The sequence below is a fragment of the Candidatus Symbiopectobacterium sp. NZEC135 genome (assembly GCF_025962695.1).
In genome coordinates, this window is sequence record NZ_JAGFPF010001320.1 from 1 (window position 1) to 584 (window position 584).

1 pseudogene is annotated in these 584 nt (G+C 52.4%); it reads right to left on the reverse strand.

Annotated elements, in window-relative coordinates:
- Positions 1-243: 243 nt before the first annotated feature.
- Positions 244-584, reverse strand: a pseudogene (locus tag J5224_RS34050) (serine endoprotease); the annotation flags it as partial.

Sequence of the window (584 nt, forward strand, 5' to 3'; positions counted from 1 at the left end):
TCCTGCGCCAGCTTTGCGTTGAGATGATATGACGCCATTCCCGCCCCTGGAAAGAGAAAGTGACAATTGCACTATCATAGCGTTGCCCTGAAAGCTGGACATTGTGCAATTTCACAAACATCAGCCCAATTCATTAGAATTGCGGGAAATATCACAAAATAAGAGCGAGGCGGCGCAGGGCAAAAGCGGAAATAAAAAAGGAGCGTCAAGAATACGCTCCTTTCAGTCTGAAACCGCTAGCGTTTATTGTGCCAACAGATAAAGCGTGGTATTACCGCGCAACACATTCAGCGCCAACACCGGAGGTTTGCTGTCCAGAATTTTACGCAGTTCACCGAGGTACTGCCGATTTTCGCCGCCGCCGAACCGGCTTTCACCTCGTCCACCTTGACGCCTTTCTGACCGTCGATTTCGGTGTTGCTGAGCGATGCGCCGCTGATGCCGGTGTAGAGATTGCCGGATGCGACCTGTGTCTGACTGGTCTGCTGCAAAGTGACTTCTACCGTTAACGGTTTACCTTCACGCAGCAGCCCCAGTTTGACCTTGCTACCAACCGGCAAGGACCCAACCTGGGCACGCAGTGC